We start from the raw sequence: 15,140 nt of genomic DNA, 5'->3' as shown, positions 1-15,140 counted from the left end.
TCTTAAGAGCGCCGAGCTGATACGGCGCTCTCTTTTTTTTCGTTAGACGGGCTTTTGGGTGGAGGAGAGAAAAAAGAAGAAAACGCTCAAGTTCTTGGGATACCTGCTGGGAAGCGGTTCTGCCCAGCTTCATGGAAAAAGTGAAACCCGCGTCCAAAGTCGCGTAGCTACGTAGTGTCTCAGAGGTGGACGCTAAAGGCAGGTTTCTTTTTTTCCATGGAGCTTCGGATGATATCCCAAAGACTTTCGCCGTTTTCTTCTTTTTTCTCTCTACAGCTTTAACTGGCTCATCTCTGCAAACTCATTGATGTCTTTTTGGCGGATTCATTTGTTTTGTTGCTGTTCTGGGGTAGAATAGGAAGCAACATTAATGAACGGAAAAGAGGCATTTGATATGGACATGAAGATGAAAAGCTTACAAATAGAAGGCAAAGAAGTTGAGTTGTTGGCGGAGTATCCGGTGCGGTTTGCTTGCATGGAGCATTTGGAGCAGGAGCTGGATGATTACGTAAATGATTTTGAGGCGGCGCCGGATACGTATGCAGCACAGGCGATTGAGGGCGATGGAGTAGACAAGCGTTGTCGGGAATGTGGAGTGCCTGGGCAGATTGCGCTTTTGAAAGAGAAGGGAATGTAGGGCATGCAGATTTCGATTATTACGGTAGGAAAGCTGAAGGAGAAATATTTGCGTGAGGGCATTGATGAATACAGCAAGCGTTTGTCTGCTTACTGCAAGTTGCAAGTGATCGAGGTCAATGATGAAAAGGCGCCGGAAGAGATGAGTGCGGCGGAGATGGAGCAGGTGAAGCGCAAGGAAGGCGAGCGCATCCTGGCGCAGATCAAGCAGGATCAGTATGTGATTGCGCTGGCGATTGATGGGCAAATGTGGTCGTCGGAGAAGCTGTCTGCGGAGATGGACAAGCTGGCTTTGCATGGGCGCAGTCAGGTGGCGTTTGTGATTGGCGGGTCGTTGGGGTTGGCAGATCAGGTGTTGAAGCGAGCTGATGCGTTGCTGTCGTTTTCGAAGATGACGTTTCCGCATCAGTTGGTGCGGTTGGTGTTGTTGGAGCAGGTTTATCGGGCGTTTCGGATTAGTCGGGGGGAGCCTTATCATAAGTAACGGCAAGTATTTACAAGCATTAACAAAGTAGTTGCTTTGATATAAAGTTCGTAATGATTAGATTTATATATTTAACTGGGTCGGTATGTTTAAAGGTATTAACTTTGTTTAATAATATTGGCGGTGTCAGTAATCGCGGTTGGGCACGGTATCTCGTCCAAGCACTTATATAAATTAAAAATGAATACTGATTGATGGAGGAATCGATATGACGCTCAACTCGGAAAGCAAAGAGTTAGTAATAACGCGTGAGATTCATGCGCCACGCGAACTTGTATACCAAGTATGGACTGAGGCAGAGCACCTGAAGCATTGGTGGGGGCCGAAAGGGTTTGAAATAAGTGTAAAGCATCTCGATTTTCGTGAGGGCGGATTTTTCCACTACAGCATGCAAGCTCCTGATGGCAGTCAAATGTGGGGTAAATTTGTGTACCAGGAGATCAAGGCTCCCGAGAAGATTGTCTGGATCAACTGCTTTTCGGATGAGGCAGGAAACATTGTCAGGTCTCCATTCAGTGATTTGATTCCGCTCGAAATTCGCAATGAGGTAACATTGAGCGATAATAATGGTACAACCGAAATAACCCTATGCAGCCAAGCGATCAATGCTACTGAAGAAGAGCGCAGCTTCTTTGAGGGGATGTTCGAGTCCATGCAGCAGGGCTTCGGGGGGACCTTTGATCAGCTTGAACAATATTTGACGGAGGGAAGAAATAAAACTAGCTAAAGCGTCCAATCGGACGTCTTTTTTTGTCCAAAGTTTAAGACTCAATGAGACTATTGCCCCTCTATTTTTGAGAATATCCTGATCTGATGCCGTTACCCGCTGTTTGAACATAAGCGGGTGCGGCATTTTTATTGTCCTCATATGTTGAGAGTGATAATCGTTATCAATAATGGTAAAATAAACAAGAGCCCTCAGGTATTACTGGCAAACGACTATTGAAATGAGGTATGCAACGTGAAAATCGACGTTAATCAGTTAGCGGAGCATTTGGCACACATTCCTTTTCAAGTAGAAGGAGTATATCGATATGCGAAAAATCCAGGTGTACCTTACGCTGAATATACAGATTCTTTTCCTGGATTTGTGTTTCCACTTACAGGGAAGGTGCAATTTCAATTTAATGGAACGCCTTATATCTTTTCGCCAGGAAAAGTTGTGCATGGCGGTGCAAGAATGAAAATATCTCAAAAAATGTTCGGTAACACAAACTGGGAATATATCCTTGTTTTATACCGGATATATAACTCAGAACTAGAAGAGACAAGCTTTTCCCATCAGCATTTTGAATTATCAACGGGTCAATCTCCTCGTCTGATTGAACTAATTATGCGCCTTTGGCATGTGTATAATCAGCCTGGTGGCATTTCGATGTTTCAGACCGAAATGCTGTTTCGTGATGTACTGAATGAAACCTTATTATGTGTTGTGAATAGGCAGAATAGCTGTGAATCACAAACTTTGTTCGAACGGGTATCTCATTATATTCATGAATACTATGATCAAAGCCTTACAATAGCATCGCTTGCAGAACAACATAACGTGAATCGAAATCGACTGTCTTATTTATTTAGAAGACATGCAGGTATGGGACCAGCGGAATACATATTAAAACATCGTATAAACATGGCGCAAGAAATGCTATTTACAAGTGATGCGTCTGTACAACAAATTGCGCAAACGGTTGGAATTGCTGACCCGTTTTATTTTAGTAGAGTGTTCAAGAAACAACTTGGTATCTCTCCTACTGAATATCGAGAGAAGTTCATCAATAATCCATGCTAATTTCAACAGGCATCCATTCTCATCTAAAAATTCCTTTTCTATACTAATGGCAAACGAAAGATAACATGATGTTGGAGGAATTTTCGTATGCGAAAGATGAAAGGCCTGCTAATCTCCATGCTATTAGTAGCAGGCATATTGGTAGGTTGTAATGAAACACCTGCTGAAAATAAAGGATCAACGACAGAAGGCGCATCTACAACAGCAGGTAAGGTAGATACAACTGAATGGCCAAGAACATTTAAGGATGCCTTAGGTAAAGAAATTGTTATCGAGAAACAACCAGAGAATATTGCTTCATTATGGTATTTTTATCCTGAAATACTAGTTGCATTAGGTGAGACGCCTGCTGCTTCTACTGAAAAAGAGTATCTATCTACTTTAACCTATTTAAAAGGAAAGCTGGATTCAACTGATGAATTAGGAGAAAAATTATCACCTAATATTGAAAAAATCCTATCGATAGAGCCTGACATTATTTTAGCAACTGAGCATCATGAAAAAATGTATGATTCACTAGAAAAAGTTGCGCCAGTCATTACGTTAAAATCCAAGGACATCTATGACGATTGGCAATATGGACTCCGTACAGTAGCCGAGATTATTGGAAAAGAAGATGAAGCGGAAAAAGTCATTGATAAAATGATGAAAGAAATCACAACTGGGCGCGAAACATTAAAGTCGATTGAAGGAGAGTCAGTAGCCCTTATATTGTCGTGGGATGGAAAAACGTTTAATGTCCTAGGTGAAGGAAATCCGGTCTATATACTTGCGTTTGATAAAGAGAAGGGACTGGGACTTACACCAGACCATATATTTAAAGGTACGACTAATAAATTTACTACGTTTGAAGGAATATCAACTGTTGAAGCAGACCATATTTTCCTTATCGGTGACATTACCAAAAAGGAACAATTAATGAATGACTTAAAACGAAGCAATGTATGGAATAATCTCAATGCCGTTAAGAAAAGAAATGTTCATTTAATGGATGCGTCCGCTATTACTGGTGGCCCATTAGCTATCGAATACGCTTTACAAAATATAACAAGTGCCTTGCGTAAGCTCTAAAAAGTCGAGAAAAATGAGGAGGGATTCATTTGCATTACCAAGCTATTAATCTGAATGAGAAGCTATCTACATTCAACGATCTCTGGTCTCCGAAAGTCATTGCTGAAATAAATGACTATCAATTTAAGCTCATTAAGATTGCTGGGGATTTTATGTGGCACGAGCATCAAGGTACGGATAAGGTATTTATCGTGCTCGAAGGAGAGATGTTCATTGCTTTTCGTGATGGCCAAGTGAAAATTTCCAAGGGTGAGATGTTTATTGTCCCGGGGGGAGCCGTTCAAAAGCCTTTCGCCGAAAAGGAATGCCATGTCATGTTGGTGGAGCCTAGAAGCGCAGTAAACACTGGCGGTAATGAGTCCGAATGAACAGCAGCCAATGATAATTGGATCTACTAGTACAGCTCTCAGCTCCGCTTTTTTTACGTTCAATATCATTTTGTTCCTTTTCCAGCCGCTGTAGCTCTTGCTCCAGCGGCTTTTTATGTTTATTAAATCTGATCTTCCCGACATAAGCATTTTTCTCCTCTCTACTTCCTGCATCCTAAGGATCAAGCTTTAGCCAACCACAGGCAGAGGCATACAATTCCAACAAGCTTTCCCATTTTCATAGTATGATTATATTGAGCTAAGATGGAGCACGCAAAAAGGCGGGAGACAATGAACGAACTACAAAAAGAAGCGCTGGAAGAGATGAAAACGGCGATTCATAAATGGTTTGACGAACAGGAGAATCGAAAGAATGCAGAGGAAGTGGTCTTACGCACCACGCTGCAAGTAGGCATCTTTAACTTTGTCATGCTGGATTATCGACCGGGCAGGACTAGGGTTGAAAGTTCCAAATCTGTAGGGAGTGCCGCAGGCAAAAAGTCGATGAAAGCTTCCCCCTTTACGCGGGAGCAGATATTGCATGAGGTTCAGCCTCTGCTGGCGGAAATCGTAAGGGAGAGGCTGGACAAGCTGGAAACGTCGCCGCTGATCAACTACCGTTTTACCTTCCAAGGAACCTTCGCAACGACGGACGGGCTGGTGGAATTAACGGTGCTGGAAACTGAATATGAAGAGAAAAAGCGGCAGCTTCTGGAGCGAATTCAGTCCTATATGGAGGAAAAACTGGAGAAGGGCTCTAACCCGACAAACAGGCTGGAAACCTTCTTTTTGGCGCGTCATCTGCTGGATCCGTATTTGTTCCCCGAACCGGAAGCCGCAAAGACGATCGCTTTATTTGACCGGATTCAGGAGTTGAATAAAGAACAGGTTGAGGCTCTTGCCGAGCATCGAAGAGATATCATTAGGGCTTTGACCGACTGGGTCGAGAATGTATTTTTGCCGCGTTACTATGATGTTACCCGTTCCGAATGCAGGACCAATGAGTATGTAATCAAGCCGGATGCTGTTTTTGAGGACAAGGATGAGCCGAGTCAGCCTATCGACCTTCTTTTGTACGGAGCGGTAATGATTATTCGTTACGAGCCGGAATTCAGCAAATTCATGGGCCAGACTTTTCTGGAGCTGGCGAAGCAGCTTGGTAGCGGTAAAGCCGCCCGTATGCTGAAGGATGGCAGCGACAGCTTCTCGCAAGAAGACGTCCATTTGCGCCATGAATTGGTCGAATGCAAGGCTAACGATGTTTTTTCCCTTTTCACAATCGTTATTCGCAAGGAAGAAGCGGGAGCGTACGAGCGGGCGATTTCGTTTATTCTCTCCCTGCTCCGAAAGGACTTCCCGAAAAGCTACAAAATCAAGTTGAAATCCAGCGTGAAGGAGTATTTACCCATCAAGGGGCTAGCCAAATCGGACACGCACCGTTTTTTTGCGAATGCTCTGGCTTATTCCGAGCTGCATCCTTTATTGGAGGAATACACTCGTGAGGCGATGGAAGAGTATGAATGGTACGAGGATACGGAAAGCGAAAAAAGCGTAATGCCGGGCAGTTATGCTGTGTTCGGGCTGGGGCTTTCGTCCGAGCGGTATTTTCCGCTTGTTGAAGCTTACATGGACCTAGTGGATGATGAGCATCAACTGGTGCATGACAAGTTCACAGCCGTTTTTGCCGAAACCTATGGCATAACGGAACGCTCGACTCCCACCTTGATCGCGTGCCTGCTGCGCTCCCACGATTCGCTAAAGCTGAAGATTCAGCCGGAGCTGGAAAGCGAATACAAGCTGTTGCTATTCGTACAGCAAATAGAGACTCTGTCGGATGACGAGGTCGAGCGGGTACTGTACCCGATCTGGGGCAAGGTGGAGAAGCTGACTGCATTGGCTCGCAAGGCGCAAGGACAGCATAAGGAGCTGATAATTCGTCTGCAAAAGGCGGCGGGTATAGCCTGACGGTGGCTCGGTGAAAGCGGCATTGATAAGCATGCTTTTGAGTGAAACGATCTTATTTAGATCATTACAATGCTTAAAAGAAAGTGGGAGAAAAACATGTACATAAGCAAATGGTGGGGAGATTTAATTGGGGGTTCCGATGATTCGCTGGCATTGGTAGACTATTTGGAACAATTGGGCTCAACGAATGTGACGCTCAATCAGATTTTAAAGGACTTGGGTCTGGATGTTCTGCTTTCCGAGGGAGACTTGAAAAGCGGCGGAAGTATTGGATTTGACATAAAAAATGCGAACGGCACGTTTCGAGCAGAACTTGATATTGCCTGCTCAGTTCTAATCGATCTTTCAGCTATTGTGTTGGAGTCTCAAAAATCAGGCTATGTCGATTTGCATGATTTGGATGAGGATAGGCAGCCGTGCAGAATTTATATAGATGCCTCCGAAGAAAAAAGGAACCTGCTTCGGGATGAATTGTACAAGTTTTCCCGTGATCCGCTGACTTACGAATTAGCCGAGCTTGTTCCGGCGGATGATATGAGGGAGCTTGCGGAAAAGGCAAAAATGATCGCAGATGAGCTGGCATCGTTAAGCTGAACCATTCCACAAGTAGCGGCAAAATTTTTGCTATGGCGGCTTCAAATCGCACAGGATAGGAGAGACGACGGTGCAACTTTCAGATTCCACCCATGCCGAAATTACCGTGCTGTGTAAACAAGGTGATGATTTGGTGAGAGCAGGCAATCTTGAGGAGGGCAAGAATAAGTACGTCGCGGCCCTCCGATTATTGCCGGAAAATCATCGAGAATGGGAGGCGGCAACGTGGATATATGTGGCTATTGGGGATGTCCATTTTCAAATGAAGAATTACGATAAGGCATTCAAGTGTTTCTTTAATGCTGTACAGTGTCCGGAAGGGCTGGGGAATCCCTATGTGCATCTTCGGCTAGGGCAATTGTATTACGAACAGGAAAACCTTGATAAAGCGGCAGAGGAGCTGACCCGGGCTTATATGGGTGCCGGGATTGCGATCTTTATGGAAGATGACCCAAAGTACCTTGAGTTTCTGGAGACAAAAATAGAGATTTGAAGTTCCGGGATTAGAACAATAGGGATAGAGGTTCCCGCGGGGTTAGGGAAGTCTAAGCTGGCGGGGAAGACGGAAGAAAGGGGCTGATTGTGTCAGCCCCTCTTTCATTTCTTTTTCTCCAACTCCGCTTTTAATCTTGCATTCTCTTCCAACAGCTTTTGAACGTCCGGGACATCCTTGCCGGAAAACCAGCCATACAAATCGTCTCTTGCTGCATACTCCGGCAATTGATCACGAAGTACCATTTTAATGTGCCGTAAATCTTCAACATAATAGATAGGGATTTGTTCCATGACCGATTGCTTAAACTCTTGAAACTTCTGATAGTATTCTATTGCTGCGAAGTCGTATGGTTTTTGTCTTAATGTTTCATCTGTGACAACAAAAGCGAATCTAGGTTTGCCTGCTTCTCCGGCATACTCATATTCCCAATGCGTATAACTCTTGGATTCATCAGGAAGCGTTAAGCCATAAAATCCTCCGAGAATCAGGATATATACATCGGACTCGTCGATCCATCTCTTCCTAATTTTCATTGGGCTTTCCTTGAAAAATTGCTCGATGCCAGCAGGGATATGACCGGCTTGAAGTACGGCTTCAACAGCGGTATGTCTTTCCTCAATAAGATCGTTGAAAGTAGACGATATGTAAATTTGCAATTTTTTTCTCATAGGCCCACCCAAATTAAAGAATTGTATAAAAAGAATCTACCACTCACTCACTTTATTTGTCAAAATTGACTGGGTTTTCATGCGGCAAGCAAGTGATTGTCCAGTTCTCTAAGCGCCCAATGGTATAGAGCATTGTGAAATTTGTGAACTATCCAAGCAGCGGAAGCGTGTCATCTGGGGTGAAGGAAATCCGAAGGCTCCGCTTATGCTGATTCTGGATAATCCCGGAGCCAGGGAGGATCGGGAAGGAAATTCGTTTCTATGCGGTACCCGAGAAACACTCCAATTCGGCATGAGAGAGGCGGGGATAGATGTAAACGATGTTTATGTCACCTATTTGCTAAAATGCCGACCGATGCGTGCTTACAATAAACCCGAGGCTAGAGCAGCGTGTCTCCCTCATCTACAACGGCAGCTCTTTCAGAAGCAGCCGCTTCTATTATTTGGATTTGGTAATGTCGTAGCGGAAGCAATATGCATAGATAAGGAGAGTGCCAGTGTCAAGGAATTACGAGGTAGCTGGTATGAGTTTCAGGGTACACCCGTCAGCTTCACCTATCACCCGCTTGCGGTAAGAAGACGGTCTAATCTACTTAGGTTCTTCGTAGAAGATTTGAAAGCTTTGAAGGAGAAGTGGAAGGAGATTCAACACGGCAGGATATAGATTGACGATTCTTTTGAGAACTTGCCGTTACGGACAGCGCGGTGAGCCCAGCACACACCGTTGTACGCAAAAAGGCCCCATAGTAGCAAGGGGCCTTAGAGTTGTTTATTGGTGCCTACTTTGTCTTCGTAGTATCAGAAGTTTTCCAAAACGATTTTTCCAATGGTCCGTCCAGATTCCAGCTTTTCATGCGCAAAACGCAGGTTTGCAGCATTGATGGGCTCCAGTCGTTCAGTCAGCGTAGTTTTTATTTTCCCATCATCGATTAAGTCAGCCAGTTCATTCAACAATTGGTGTTGTTTGATCATGTCATTGGTATGAAACAAGGATCGTGTAAACATGAACTCCCATACAAACGTTACACTTTTAGAAAACAGCAAGTCCATTTTCAAGCTCCCTGCCCAGGTAGTTTTATTTGCAGGAACGATAGAGCAAATCTTACCTTGGGGGACAATGACTTCCGCCATATTTTCAAGATGTTGAACAGTGTCATTCAAGCAAAGGATATAATCTACGCTGTCAATACCAACTTCCTTGAGCTGAGGGTGAAAAGGGTTGTTGTGATTTATGGTAAAATCCGCACCGAGACCTTTAACCCATTGAATTGACTCTGGACGTGAAGCAGTACCGATGACGGTCAAACCTGCTAATTTTGCAAGTTGAATCGCGATCGATCCTACTCCTCCAGCCGCACCGATAATCAGTATGTTTTTGTTTTCGCCTGTATTTACGTTAATTCCTAAACGATCAAAAAGGCCCTCCCATGCAGTTATCGAGGTGAGCGGTAATGCGGCCGCGGCCGCGAAATCCAAGCTTCTTGGCATATTTCCCACAATTCGTTCATCAACTACGTGAAATTCACTGTTACTGCCTGCTCGAGACACACTGCCCGCATAATAGATCTTGTCCCCAGGTTTAAACAATTGGCAGTCAGGACCAACTTGTTCTACGATTCCAGCGGCATCCCAACCAAGAATTTTCGGTGAATCGGCTTCGTAGTTATGACTTTCGCGGACGCCTACGTCTGCAGGGTTGACGGAGATTGCTTTCACACGTACAAGCAAATCGCGGCCTGTAGGTTCCGGTTTATCCAAGTGCAGATCAATAAGGCTTTCCGGATTGGATATAGGGAGGTATTGGTAAGCACCGACAGCTTTCATCTTTTGGTGAGTATTCATGGGTATCCATCCTCTCAAATAGGAAATGTTGTACAGTTGCATTGTAAATCGATTCAATTACTTTAAGTAAGTACGCATATTTTTATGGTATAGTATTAAAAATCAAACCATTGGGGGATAAGCTGATGGGAGACCGAAGAAAGAAATATGGAGTGAGTCCAGATATGCAAGCATGTCCAGTTGAAACAACGCTGGATGTTATCGGTGGAAAGTGGAAGGGGATCATTCTCTATCAGCTCCTGAACGGAACGAAAAGATTCAATGAATTCAGGCGCCTCAATCCGGGAATCACGCAGTTTATGCTTACATTGCAGTTAAGAGAGCTTGAACGGGATGGCATCATTCATCGCGAAATATATAAAGAGGTTCCTCCAAGAGTGGAATACTCCCTTACTGATTTCGGAAGGACTCTCGAACCGGTCATTATGTCAATGAAAGTATGGGGCGAGTCTTATAAAGTGCGGCTTAATGAAAATCCAACGATACAAGCGGAGGAGAGTTAGAGGCAAGTTGAGCAGTAACCTAAGTAGTGGAGCGGGAATGTTTGAGTAAATGTTCAGGGAGGGAATAGTTTAAAAATAGATAGAATATTAAAGTGGTGAACATGATGAAAGCGATCTTAATCGACGATGAAGAGTTAGCATTAAATTATTTGGAGCATCAGTTATTAAATATCGGCGATTTTCAAATTGTTGGCAAGTTTACGGACCCGATGATCGGCAAACGAGAGATTGAAAAAAATGAGATTGATATTGTCTTTTTGGATATTCAAACACCAAAGCTAAACGGTATCGAGTTGGCCGAACAGCTTTTGGAAGTGAAACCTCAATTACAAATTGTTTTCGTCACCGCATATGAGAGATATGCGATTAAAGCATTTGAGCTGAACGCCCTTGACTATGTCTTAAAGCCAGTTGGCAAGCAACGTCTGCAAAATACAATGAAACGAATTCAATCCATGATGGAGGAACATACGCCCTTCTCCCTTCAGAAATCGGAGAATTTACAAATGAGTCTGTTTCAACAAGTAACGATTGTAGATGGAGGCCAGGAAATCCTACTTCGTTGGCGAACTGCCAAGGTTCAGCAGTTGTTCTTATATTTGGTTCAACACAGGGGAACGGTGGTTAATAAAACGGCGATCATTGAGTTGCTCTGGCCAGAGCTTGAACCGGAAAAAGCCTATCATCAATTGTATACGGCTATCTATCATATTCGCAAAACGTTGGCGCCATTTAGTAAACATTTTCAAATCAGCAATACATCAGAAGGCTATAAGGTAAGACTAGAACAAACCATCTTGGATGTGGATCAGTTTGAGCGTTTTTTTCGCTCTGATCTATCCTTATCTGCGGAGACGATTGGCGAATATGAACAAGCCATAGCTCTGTATAAAGGAGATTATTTGCAAGAGCATAATTACATATGGGCAGAAAGCGAGCGTCAAAGATTACAACTGCAATGGGTGCAAACCGCCGTGAAAGTAGTGGATTGGTATTACGCCAATGATGAGTGGGACAAAGCCATCACGCTATGTTTGGACATTTGTCACCGTTATCCGCTCGAGGAAGAAGCTTATTTTTTCCTTATGAAAATATTTGCTGACATGGGAAGGCACTCTTCAGTTCACAAGCAATATGATCAATTAACGAGTGTGTTATGGAACGAATTGCAAGAACAGCCTAATCCGGCTATTACAGAATGGTATCGACTTTGGAAGCAGAAAAATAAGGAATAAACCAAGTGGCTTATTCCTTATTTTGGGATATTAAAAGTGACGATCGTACCTTGGTCAGGTGAGCTATCAATCGTTAATCCCTGGCTATATAGTTGTTTAAGTCGCCGTTCGATATTTCGCAGACCTACGCTTGCTCTTTTTTTGCCATGCCTTGTTTGGCTGAAAAGTTGATTCAGATCTTCCTCTGTTATCCCTTCCCCATCGTCTTGGATGGAAACTTCGAAATACTCCTCTTTGTCTTTGATGTGAATCCAGACTGTTCCCCCACTTGTGCGTTGCATTAAGCCGTGTTTGATTGCATTTTCGACTAGCGGTTGTATGGATAAGGGTGGTAAGTAAAAATCGAGATCAGGGTCCAGATCCCATTCCACTTGCAATCGATCGCCAAATCGTTGCTTCTCGATATACAAATAAGATCGAACAAGATCAAGTTCATCGTGAAGCGAAATAACGGGTTCAGAATTATGAAAGTCGAAGCTCAAACGCAAATAGTTGCTAAACTCTTCAAGCAGTGCTTGCATTTTCGTGAAGTCCTGGAGTCCCAAGGCGGCAATTGAATTTAATGCGTTAAATAAAAAATGAGGTTCGATTTGTGATTGTAACCATGCTCCTTCCATACGCAAACGTTCATTGAAGGAGATTTTAAACTCTGTTAAGGCTTTTACTCTTGCCCTTAATTCCCAAGCATCAACGGGTTTCTTAACATAGTCGTTCGCTCCTGCTTGAAAGCCGGCTATAATATCCTCGGAACGACTGCGCGCGGTCAAGAGCAGGACAGGCAGTTCTAAAACAGAGAATCGTTCCCGGATGATGCGTGTTAGTTCATAGCCGGATACGTGAGGCATCATGACGTCTGAGATGACCAGATCCACCGGTTTACGTTCCAGTATGGACAGGGCTTGCTGAGCGCTAGTTGCCGTGCTTACTTCATATTGATCTGATTCAAGCATTTTGCTAAGGATGTTCAGGTTAATGCTGTCGTCATCTACAACGATTATTTTTGCTTTTCTATTCATAGAAGAAACCGTTTCTGTCGGTGTCGTGATTCGATCAGTCGTTGCAGCGGCCATTTCTAGTGAAGTCTGCATCCATGTCTGAGCGCTGCCTTCTTCTATTGGAACGGAATCTGTAGCTAGTGGGAGTGTAAAAGTAAAGGCAGAGCCTTTTCCCAGGGTGGACTGAACCGACAGAGTACCGCCGTGTAGCTCAACCAATTGTTTGGAAATATGTAAGCCAAGCCCGAATCCGCCACTTGCTCTGATTGAATTCAGCTCCGCTTGTTCATAAGGTTGAAAAATAGTTTGCAGAGCCTTTTCCTCGATACCAACCCCAGTATCCTCTACCTGGATATGCGCAAATCCGTTAGACGTTGTCGCACGAATCGTAATGGTTCCTTCATCTGTAAATTTGATGGCATTATGCACCAAATTAAAAAGAATTTGAATCAGCCGATTTTCATCTCCCCGAACAGAAGGAAATGAATCGTCTATTTCCACTTTTAGAGCAATCGGTTTTCCGTCCAGCATCAGCTTCGCCATATCGAAAACACCAGCGAAGATAGACTGCAGGTTTAATTTTTTCTCATGCAGGCGAATGGTGTTCTCCTTTAATCGGGTTACATCCAGCAAATCATCTAGCATGAGCGTCAGACGTCTGCTGACATGCAGGAGAATATCCAGACGCTTTTTGTGTTCTTCATGAAGGGGCGTGTTTGTATCCTCGATAATCGATTGTGTGATATTGATGATGCCATGTAATGGGTTTCTCAGTTCATGAGAAGTATTCACCAAAAATTCATCCTTGCGCTTATCCTCTTGCTGTAATTTCTCAGCAAGATGTTTCGTCTCAGTCGTTGCCCGGAAAAATCGTCTAAACCAATATGCCGCAAAAGCAAGTACGGCAAAGATCAGGTTGAAGGGGTAGTGAACCAATTCCAATCCTAATATGACATAAGCGATCGTCCAGATCACATTCACTCCTACAAACAAGCAAGCTAGCAGGAGAAATATAATGTCTTCCTTGTCCCGAATGGCTTTCCAGAGTATGTAGGCAGAAATAATGACGGATAGGAGCATCATGATAGAGAGCATTCTGCTCATCGCTAAGATAGTTCCAGCAGGTACAAGGAGGATGAAGATGGCGTATAAGCTGCACAAACCACCGAAACCTTGTAAAACCCTTCTGTTTAGATAAGCAGGAAACAGATGATGAACCAAGGGAGGGATGAAGGCGACTGCACCAACATAGACGAGAAATGTCAACTTAACGGTCCAATCATAATCGAACTCCAACCAGACAAATAATAACTTGTCATCGGCTGTTACCACAGTCAATATTCCACAAATCATGACCAAAGAGAAATATACCAAGCCTTTATTTCTGGCACCCAAGAAGTACAGGAGCAAGGCATATAAACTATGGATCAGAAACACGACGAGTAATAATAATTGCAAACTGATGGAGAGGATCGTCCGCATCTGTACAGCTTCGATCGTACCGAAGCGAATAGGTTTTGTGATTCCTCCTGCCCCGGCATCATTGGAAACATGGATAAGCAACTCCACTTGGCCTTGTTCTGGTGTCAGTTTGACAGAGTAGGGAATATTGCGTGCTTGATGTTCTATGTAGCTGGTTGCCGGTTGTCCCACTTGGGTAACTAATTTCCCATTGGCATAGACGGCGGAGGCAGTTCGAAGCTCATTGATCCTGAGTCCAAGCGTCTGTTTCTGTTCCGGATCAAGCAAGATACGTAGTCGATACGTGCCAAAGTGAAAGGAGTCCGTTATTCCCTGCTCATGAACAAATGCCTCATCCCAGCGATTGGGCACTTGGAGGTATGTCTGTCCCCCAGGTTTCTTCAGGCCGTTTCCCTCTATGAACTGAGAAGGAAAGAACTCCCACTCCCCATCCAACCGTAATGTTTGGTATTCAGAGAATTCCCACCCACGTAAATCAAGCACACCTTGTACAGCCACTGGTTTTTCAGCGTAGTCAAAGGTGGTGAGGAAACTCATCCAGAGTAAGCGAACGGCTGTTACTACTAGTAGAGCAACAACGATCATTTTCGTCCATTTCCAGGCGACTGTTTTCATATCAATGATTACCCTCAATGAATAGTAGTAAGAAGATTGTTAGTTCCCAAATCCGAAAAATATCATTTTTTCTCATAATGAATACTCTTCGACAAGATTTTTAGGACACCTCTTATAAAGAATATATCAGGGTGGAAGTAGGAACGTTGTAGAGGTTATGTAGAGGTGGCCCTGTTAAGATGACATATTGGATGAGGCCTATTGAAAAATAGGTAGTTTCAACAAAATATCCAGAATCCGAGGGGAGAGGAAGAAAGGGCTATTTGGTGGAAGTGTCCACTGGCGCTCAGGTTTTTATTGGCGCTAGTGCAAGCAGAAGGCGTGCAGGCGGTTGAGCTAATTAAGTGGTTACGTACAAGTTTGATACGTTTAGTAATGGTTCTGGATGAGGTGATTC

15 protein-coding genes are annotated in these 15,140 nt (G+C 43.8%); 12 read left to right on the top strand and 3 right to left on the bottom strand.

The annotated features are described in order from the left end of the window. Window positions 1–370 precede the first annotated feature (370 nt). The 9 genes from ASG16_RS05810 (at window position 371) to ASG16_RS05770 (ending at window position 7,400) form a co-directional block, all read left to right on the top strand. Complete coding sequence (locus ASG16_RS05810) at window positions 371–637, top strand: CxxH/CxxC protein (RefSeq protein ID WP_241970693.1); 267 nt, start codon at window positions 371–373, stop codon at window positions 635–637. Window positions 638–640: 3 nt separating this feature from the next. Beyond that, window positions 641–1,120, top strand: coding sequence for a 23S rRNA (pseudouridine(1915)-N(3))-methyltransferase RlmH (gene rlmH / locus ASG16_RS05805; RefSeq protein WP_015894066.1), 480 nt, complete (start codon window positions 641–643; stop codon window positions 1,118–1,120). 208 nt (window positions 1,121–1,328) lie between these two features. Beyond that, window positions 1,329–1,847, top strand: coding sequence for an SRPBCC family protein (locus tag ASG16_RS05800; protein ID WP_056488851.1), 519 nt, complete (start codon window positions 1,329–1,331; stop codon window positions 1,845–1,847). 234 nt (window positions 1,848–2,081) lie between these two features. Continuing rightward, on the top strand, window positions 2,082–2,909 hold the full coding sequence (locus tag ASG16_RS05795; RefSeq protein ID WP_056488852.1) for a helix-turn-helix transcriptional regulator: 828 nt from the start codon (window positions 2,082–2,084) through the stop codon (window positions 2,907–2,909). A gap of 87 nt (window positions 2,910–2,996) precedes the next feature. Continuing rightward, the gene (locus tag ASG16_RS05790) at window positions 2,997–3,980 is read left to right on the top strand and encodes an ABC transporter substrate-binding protein (RefSeq protein WP_056488855.1); all 984 of its coding nucleotides are present in this window, start codon (window positions 2,997–2,999) and stop codon (window positions 3,978–3,980) included. Window positions 3,981–4,009: 29 nt separating this feature from the next. After that, window positions 4,010–4,348 (top strand): cupin domain-containing protein, encoded by a 339-nt coding sequence (locus ASG16_RS05785; RefSeq protein ID WP_056488856.1) that lies wholly within the window; start codon window positions 4,010–4,012, stop codon window positions 4,346–4,348. Window positions 4,349–4,639: 291 nt separating this feature from the next. Next, entirely contained in the window at window positions 4,640–6,313 is a 1,674-nt protein-coding gene (locus tag ASG16_RS05780; protein ID WP_056488857.1) for a DUF6138 family protein, read from the top strand. A gap of 96 nt (window positions 6,314–6,409) precedes the next feature. Further along, window positions 6,410–6,907, top strand: coding sequence for an imm68 putative immunity domain-containing protein (locus ASG16_RS05775; RefSeq protein WP_056488858.1), 498 nt, complete (start codon window positions 6,410–6,412; stop codon window positions 6,905–6,907). Window positions 6,908–6,977: 70 nt separating this feature from the next. Continuing rightward, on the top strand, window positions 6,978–7,400 hold the full coding sequence (locus ASG16_RS05770) for a tetratricopeptide repeat protein (protein WP_056488859.1): 423 nt from the start codon (window positions 6,978–6,980) through the stop codon (window positions 7,398–7,400). Between the two features lie 104 nt (window positions 7,401–7,504). Here the strand turns inward: ASG16_RS05770 and ASG16_RS05765 are convergent, their stop codons facing one another. After that, complete coding sequence (locus tag ASG16_RS05765) at window positions 7,505–8,071, bottom strand: DUF4062 domain-containing protein (protein ID WP_056488861.1); 567 nt, start codon at window positions 8,069–8,071, stop codon at window positions 7,505–7,507. A gap of 124 nt (window positions 8,072–8,195) precedes the next feature. On the opposite strand from ASG16_RS05765, the gene ASG16_RS05760 reads away from it, so the two are divergent. Next, window positions 8,196–8,735, top strand: coding sequence for a uracil-DNA glycosylase (locus ASG16_RS05760; RefSeq protein WP_056488862.1), 540 nt, complete (start codon window positions 8,196–8,198; stop codon window positions 8,733–8,735). 134 nt (window positions 8,736–8,869) lie between these two features. Here the strand turns inward: ASG16_RS05760 and ASG16_RS05755 are convergent, their stop codons facing one another. Continuing rightward, window positions 8,870–9,913, bottom strand: a complete 1,044-nt coding sequence (locus ASG16_RS05755) for a zinc-binding alcohol dehydrogenase family protein (protein WP_056488865.1) — start codon at window positions 9,911–9,913, stop codon at window positions 8,870–8,872. A gap of 125 nt (window positions 9,914–10,038) precedes the next feature. Between ASG16_RS05755 and ASG16_RS05750 the strand changes: the two genes are divergently transcribed. Next, window positions 10,039–10,416 carry a winged helix-turn-helix transcriptional regulator gene (locus ASG16_RS05750; protein WP_056488867.1) on the top strand — a complete coding sequence of 126 codons (378 nt, stop codon included), beginning with the start codon at window positions 10,039–10,041 and terminating at the stop codon, window positions 10,414–10,416. 101 nt (window positions 10,417–10,517) lie between these two features. After that, entirely contained in the window at window positions 10,518–11,651 is a 1,134-nt protein-coding gene (locus tag ASG16_RS05745; protein ID WP_241970692.1) for a response regulator, read from the top strand. Window positions 11,652–11,668: 17 nt separating this feature from the next. Here the strand turns inward: ASG16_RS05745 and ASG16_RS05740 are convergent, their stop codons facing one another. Next, on the bottom strand, window positions 11,669–14,743 hold the full coding sequence (locus ASG16_RS05740; protein WP_056488871.1) for a hybrid sensor histidine kinase/response regulator: 3,075 nt from the start codon (window positions 14,741–14,743) through the stop codon (window positions 11,669–11,671). Window positions 14,744–15,140: the final 397 nt, after the last annotated feature.

Source organism: Brevibacillus sp. Leaf182 (assembly GCF_001423865.2).
GTDB classification, from domain to species: Bacteria; Bacillota; Bacilli; order Brevibacillales; family Brevibacillaceae; genus Brevibacillus; species Brevibacillus brevis_C.
Note: the sequence above shows the minus strand (reverse complement) of the source record. Positions and strands in the feature narration are given on the sequence as shown.

What these genes read in the sequence shown, in the direction of transcription:
- ASG16_RS05810 (WP_241970693.1), top strand. Translation starts at nt 371, where the DNA reads ATGAACGGAAAAGAGGCATTTGATATGGACATGAAGATGAAAAGCTTA.
- rlmH (WP_015894066.1), top strand. Translation starts at nt 641, where the DNA reads ATGCAGATTTCGATTATTACGGTAGGAAAGCTGAAGGAGAAATATTTG.
- ASG16_RS05800 (WP_056488851.1), top strand. Translation starts at nt 1,329, where the DNA reads ATGACGCTCAACTCGGAAAGCAAAGAGTTAGTAATAACGCGTGAGATT.
- ASG16_RS05790 (WP_056488855.1), top strand. Translation starts at nt 2,997, where the DNA reads ATGCGAAAGATGAAAGGCCTGCTAATCTCCATGCTATTAGTAGCAGGC.
- ASG16_RS05780 (WP_056488857.1), top strand. Translation starts at nt 4,640, where the DNA reads ATGAACGAACTACAAAAAGAAGCGCTGGAAGAGATGAAAACGGCGATT.
- ASG16_RS05775 (WP_056488858.1), top strand. Translation starts at nt 6,410, where the DNA reads ATGTACATAAGCAAATGGTGGGGAGATTTAATTGGGGGTTCCGATGAT.
- ASG16_RS05765 (WP_056488861.1), bottom strand. Translation starts at nt 8,071, where the DNA reads ATGAGAAAAAAATTGCAAATTTACATATCGTCTACTTTCAACGATCTT.
- ASG16_RS05755 (WP_056488865.1), bottom strand. Translation starts at nt 9,913, where the DNA reads ATGAATACTCACCAAAAGATGAAAGCTGTCGGTGCTTACCAATACCTC.
- ASG16_RS05750 (WP_056488867.1), top strand. Translation starts at nt 10,039, where the DNA reads ATGGGAGACCGAAGAAAGAAATATGGAGTGAGTCCAGATATGCAAGCA.
- ASG16_RS05745 (WP_241970692.1), top strand. Translation starts at nt 10,518, where the DNA reads ATGATGAAAGCGATCTTAATCGACGATGAAGAGTTAGCATTAAATTAT.
- ASG16_RS05740 (WP_056488871.1), bottom strand. Translation starts at nt 14,743, where the DNA reads ATGAAAACAGTCGCCTGGAAATGGACGAAAATGATCGTTGTTGCTCTA.